3 protein-coding genes and 1 pseudogene are annotated in these 6,034 nt (G+C 42.2%); all 4 read right to left on the bottom strand.

What is annotated here, in order from left to right; all coding sequences use genetic code 11:
• Positions 1-3,846 (bottom strand): RHS repeat-associated core domain-containing protein (locus tag ENH88_RS08080; RefSeq protein WP_304181486.1); only part of this gene is annotated, 3,846 nt, incomplete at its 3' end.
• On the bottom strand, positions 3,836-4,696 hold the full coding sequence (locus tag ENH88_RS08075) for a hypothetical protein (RefSeq protein ID WP_304181484.1): 861 nt from the start codon (positions 4,694-4,696) through the stop codon (positions 3,836-3,838). The genes ENH88_RS08080 and ENH88_RS08075, both read right to left, overlap by 11 nt.
• Positions 4,693-5,682: a hypothetical protein gene (locus tag ENH88_RS08070; protein ID WP_304181482.1), complete on the bottom strand. Its 990-nt coding sequence runs from the start codon at positions 5,680-5,682 to the stop codon at positions 4,693-4,695. The genes ENH88_RS08075 and ENH88_RS08070 overlap by 4 nt, the downstream gene beginning before the upstream one ends.
• Before the next feature lie 41 nt (positions 5,683-5,723).
• Positions 5,724-6,013: pseudogene (locus tag ENH88_RS08065) on the bottom strand (PAAR domain-containing protein).
• Between the last annotated feature and the right edge of the window lie 21 nt (positions 6,014-6,034).

The following is a 6,034-nucleotide window of genomic DNA, read 5'->3' as shown; positions in this document are numbered from 1 at the left end:
CATCGGAACAGTCGCAGGCTTAGTAACATCTATCGAACCATGTCCTGCAAATACATTTTTCTTCTGACCCTCTTTACAACTCAACCCAAACGGGTCCACCCAATTGACCGGATTTGGTGCATATTGATAGTGGTTTATCCCACCCACTAAGCCTATCGGATCTTGGTTTATAAACCTTTGCTGTTTAGGGCTGTAGTAACGGTAGCGGTTGTAATGTAGGCCGCTCTCTTCATCTAAATATTGACCCTGAAAACGGATTGGCTGAGTGAAACTATTTGTATTGTTTACCTCTGACTCTTCATAACCATACACATCGGCTTGGTTTTCCCACACGACTTCTGCTTTGCTGTTAGTCACAAAACGAGGAGTATTAAGCTGGTCTAGGTGGTAGTAATACACCTCACCTTTTTTAATTAGCGCGACTGGGTGAAATTGATTTGGCAGGTTGATATACCAGGTATATTCACCGTGTTGGTATTCGCCGATTAGCTGGTCGTTATCCCAAATGTAGTCAATTTTGCCCTGCTCAGTGTGCTTAGCGATACGACGCCCGAGTGGGTCGTAGTCGTATTGAGTGAGCGTGCCGTTGTTGTTAAAACAGCTTAATTGATTAAATGCATTGTATTCACGGCGGGTTTTTATGCCTTTGCCGGTTTCACGTATTTGATTACCAAATTCGTCGTAGTAAAAGTCGCTGTCACCAAAGTGGGTTAAACGGTCTGCGTCTGTAGTGCCAGTAATAACAGCATCATTATCAGTTAAATCACTTGAAGTTGTATCAGCCTCATCACTATTCGATGCTAACTCTTTATACTCACTATGAATTTCACTAGGTATGTTAGCTGACTGGTTGCTTTCAACCTTATTGATGGCATCGCTATCATCATTTGGCTGAGTAGTCTGCTGCTCGGCTAATTCGTTATTTTTAATTTTTGATTGACTAACTGGGTTACCAAAACTGTCCCATTGGTATTGCGTGGTTGTCTCAACATCAGAACTCGCTAAGTTTTGCTGGATTAACTGGCCAAGACTGTTGTACTCAAAATTAATATTATGGTTGCTAACGCCTTGCTCTTTACGGGCAATAAGCTGGTTTACGTTGTCGTAATTGTACGTGCAGGTGTCGAATAGCGCTTGCGCAGGATGGGTTAACTGCTGCTGTGTTAAGCGGTTAAATACATCAAACTGTTGAGCAAGGATTATATCATTGCCAAAACGCTGCGTTTGAATATTGCCTTGGCTATCGTAGCTAAGCTCTGCAAGTTCAACAGCCGTACTGTTGGCTTGCTGTAAGTGAATGCTACTTAACTGGCCAAATTTGTTGTAGCTGTAGTTCAGTTTGCTTGCATCTGGCAAGGTCAGGGACTGCCTTCTGCCGTACTCGTCATACGTATACTTAAGCGTATGAGCTTGCTGCTGATTATGCACTTGCTCAGCACGCAGTAACCGTCCGCCTTTATCAAACTGCTGTTTTAAGGTGGAATGCGCATTATGGGCACGGGCTATTTTACCTTGTAGCGTATAACTGTAGTAGTTGGCGTTATTAACGATGTGGGTATCAGTTGCCAAACTGGCATGCTGCGCAGTCACGCGGCCTAATTTATCGCGCTCTATTTTTACGTGGCGTTTATCACTTTGTGTGACCGACGTTAAACGGTTACAGGCATCGTATTTATATTGCTGTAGCGTGCCATCAAACCCAATGACTTGCGTCGGGTTTTCGTTCGCATCGTAACTTATACGGTATACATGGCCGTCGCTGCGCTCAATGGCGGTTAAGTTACGCTCTTTGTCATAGGTTAAATGCAGTGCACTGCCATCGGGCTGAATGACACAATGGGGCTGACTTAGCCCTTCAAAATGTTGCTCGGTGGTGTCGCCATTACTGTTTTGCGAACTAATGAGTCTACCCGCATCATCGTAACTAAAGTGTTGATGCTGTTTGTTATCAGGGTCATTTTCGTCAAAGGCAATGGTTTGCGCAAGCTGGCCATGCTCGTTGTATTTATACTGAGTAAGCAGCCCTGCGTTGTTTATCGTCGCATTTACACGGCCCAAATTATCATAGCTGTAGCGAACAAGTTCATCGTTATGATGCTTGGCTAATAACTCACCCTGCTCGTTCCAAACAAACTTAGTTATTTGCCCAGTCACACTCACATGTTGAGTTAATTGCCCTAACTTATCGTGGCTATAAAGTGCAGTGCGACCATCAGCAAAGGTTTCACTTTGCAGCAAGCCTGCAACGCTGTATTTGCGCGTTATAGTTTGACCATCTGGCAAGGTGGTTAATACTCGTTGCCCAAGTTGGTTATACGCAAAATGAGTTTGGCTGCCATCTGGCTGTGTTATCGATTCTAACTGGCCATAAGCCGTATAGCTGTATTTTATTTGGCTGCTATCAGGCTTTATTTCCGCTATTTTTTGGCCTTGGCCATTGTATGTGTATTGCCAGGTATTGCCATTAGGGTCGGTGCGTTTAACTAATTTACCTTGCGCATTATGAACAAAATGTTCTTGGTGCCCATGAGAATCTATACAGGTTGTTTCACCTAACTCAGGGTTGTACTCAAACCGGTAAGCATAGGTATTATTATCACCCCATTGCTTAATGCATTTAGCGTTCGGTGAGTAACTGTCCCATTCAAAATGATGGCTAAAGCCGCTAGCTCGGGTACGTTTAGTTAATAAGTTAGCGGCGTTATAAGCGTAACGCTCAACTTCATTTTGTTGATTAGTGGCTAGTACAAGGTTGTTGTTTTCATCATATTCATAGCTTGCTAATAGCGGCGAGAGCAATTGCTGTTTGTTGTTTTTATTTGTGTAGTAAGGCGCTATTTTGCTTAACAAGCCTTGCTGGTTATAACTAAGTATACAACCACGGACTTTGTTTACTTCAATGCGATTAAGGCGCTCTTTAGCATCATAGTAAAACTGTATGCTTTGGCCTTTTTCGTTAATTATCTTTTCAAGTAACCAAGAGTTTTCACCTGCTTTAAACGTTAAATGCTGATCATCAGGTGTGACCAACACTTGCTTACCATTGGTTTGGTAATGCAACGCAAGATTACTGCTTAATTGGTAGCTTGATTGTCCTGGTTTTACCTTTTCAAAGCGGTGTTTAGCCCCGTGTTCATCCTGATATTCAAGCCAGTAGGTGCCTTTTTGTTTTGGCCCAACGATCGGTGGCGGTAAATAATGCTCAGTTAAATTGACCATAAAGTCATGGCGCCAACCATTACCCATAGTACTGCATACATCAGCGTGTGATGAACGATATAAACGTCGCCAAATTAATTGTTTACTGCCCGCAAGAGTAAAATCGATTAATGGAAGAATTTCTTCTCCAGATAACATTGATACAGGATCTGAGCGGCACTCTTGTTGATCAATGGGCGTTTCACTGGCGGCAGTGTTACTTGCCGCGCCCGCTTTATTGACAGGGGCTTGTGAAGCACTTTTACCTGAGGCTTTAGTAGCCCCTTTTTTGGCCGACTTTTTAGCAGCGCCGCTATTGGTATTATCACTCACCTGAAGCGCAGCTTTAGCTTTTTGATGGTAACAGCTCACACTGCCGGAAATTAATGCTTTACTTAGTACGCTGGCGGCTTCTCGCGCTGATGCGCTACGTGGGCAGTGTACACCTGCACTCGTTAGCAGATTTATAAGATCAAGACGCTTTGCTACATCAGTCGTTAATGTACCGCCAATTTGGGCTATTTGCGCTTTTGCACTATCTTGGGTGTTAGCAGTAACACTAAAGTACCCCGGTGGTACAGCACCTTTGCCAGCAACAAAACAAACAGGGTAACTTGCTCCTTGTAAAACAACGATATTACTTTGCATTGTTGTGTACTTCCTCACTTATCCATAAGTATGATGCCGTGGCTTGATATTTTGCTTGCTCTTGTGAAATCACCAACGCATGGGTATAGCGTTCAACAATAGCCGGGCTTGTGGTCAATTGATATAAATTGACAATTCCTTCTAAGGCACCCATTTTACCTAATTTATAGTTAGGTAATTCATAATGTGTATGTTCATTTATTACTTGATCAAGTAACTGTAAATTGTTTAACCACACGTCACTGTCAGGCTCAATGCCATTTCCAGGGGCAAAAATAACCTCTATTGCTTGCTGTGCAGTCTGTGCTGTTTTAACAAACATGCCAGACAACTGATCGTGTTTAATAAAATCAATTGAAGGCGCTAAATAATGGCTTGTTTGCACCCAGCCCACTTTTTTAGCTGTAACCACAGCGAGTATTCCAGCCACGCCTTGATAGCTAAATTCCCCCTGCTTATTTGCTTTAAACGTCGCATCTAGTGCAATTACATTTACTTTATGCCAAGCATTTTTTTGTACTAACGCTATTAGTGCACTGCCGCCAGTTGCCCCATAAAATAGCAGGTGGCTGACATGCTCTGGGTACAACCGCTTTAAACTATTTGCTAAAAGTTGCTTAAGTTCATCTTGATAAGCAAGCGCAGGTAATAACCAGACTAATGGCGCTTGTGGGTCTTCAACCTTAGCAAATAATTCTTTGGATTTTATTATGCAATCATATAAACACGCATCCCAAGATTGCCAACCGTGATGCTCATTAATCGATGACGTTTCACCGTATATCAACGCATCAATATCGTGTGTAGACAAACTCGAAAACGATTCAATCGAAACACTAAACGCCTTCATGCCGGTACTCCTGCATTTAACTTTTTCGCAGCTAAATGTTGATAGTAACGATGTAAATTAAACACCGCTTGGCTATAGCAATCCATTGCTGATATTTCGATTGCATTGAGCTTGGCATTCAGAGCATTACCTGCAATTAACCGCAACGAGGCTAACTGTTCCTCATATTTAGGCCAGTTGAGCTGCAACTGCTGTTTAAAGTCAGCACATGCTTGTTGTTCACCCTGCCACGCGCTTATTTGCGTTTCAAAATCGACGAGTAGGTCAAGCTTGTCACCTAACATTCGTCTCATCAGGGCAATTAAACTACTCGGGTTTTCTATTTTATTGAGGGATGCATTGACAAGTGGCAGCAATTTAACAAAGCCACTTTGTAGCAATACTTGCAGTACATCCACTGTCGGTAAATTACGACTCGCGTGATTGCCGATCGCATTAACCTGCTCCCAAGATAACGACAATAAAAAAAGTGACATTAACGGGGAATTAACAAGCTCACTTTGGCATAAAAAATTAAAACCAGTGATTAAATTTTTTATATCCGATTGACTATCCACTAAAATCGTCAACTCACTTTTAGCAAGTGTTTGAACTGCTGGATTTTGGCTTGTTGAAAAAGCAAAATATAAGGTTTGTAAATCAATTAATGCGATTAAATTATAGCTATGCTGCTGCAATAACACCTTGCGTACAACTAGCTTTGCAACATTGTGTAAGCTAGGTTCGTTAAGCAAATTATTAATAAAAATAAGATTAATATTTTGCGGTAGATTAGCCATGATCTCGATACATGCTTGTGAGATTGCAGCTGGGCTTATATCGTCACTCAATAAAGAGACTAGTTGTTCTAAATTTGGCTGAGTGAATCGTTGCGCAATTTGCTTTTTTTTAGCCGTTAGCCAACATGACTCTAACAGCCGCTTTTGTTGTGTTTTAACATAACCTACAGAAGTAAACGGACAGCGCTGAGCATCGCTAATTTTCATAAGCTGCGCTTGATGATCACTTAAATAGATAGATAACAAAATCAGCCACCGATCAATACAGTAGGATTACCAATCACAATTTTCCCACCATGTGAGCTATCATCACCCATCCGAGCTGCTGGCTTGCCATTAATTTTAACGCTTCCTGATCCTGATTTAATACTATCCGGAGGGCCAATACATACCAACATATCGCCTTTACGCGCAGCCGGCATACCACCAATTAATACGTTACCAGAGCCAACAACCACAGGGCCTCCAACATGAGGGACTGTTCCCGTGGTTTTAGGACAACGTGCATATGACCAATTGTAGCGGCGGGCTTACCCATTATGACTCCTTGTCTTATTAA

It is taken from the genome of Pseudoalteromonas prydzensis, from assembly GCF_011050055.1.
Classification (GTDB): Bacteria; Pseudomonadota; Gammaproteobacteria; order Enterobacterales; family Alteromonadaceae; genus Pseudoalteromonas; species Pseudoalteromonas prydzensis_A.
This window is presented reverse-complemented; position numbering and strand designations above follow the sequence as displayed.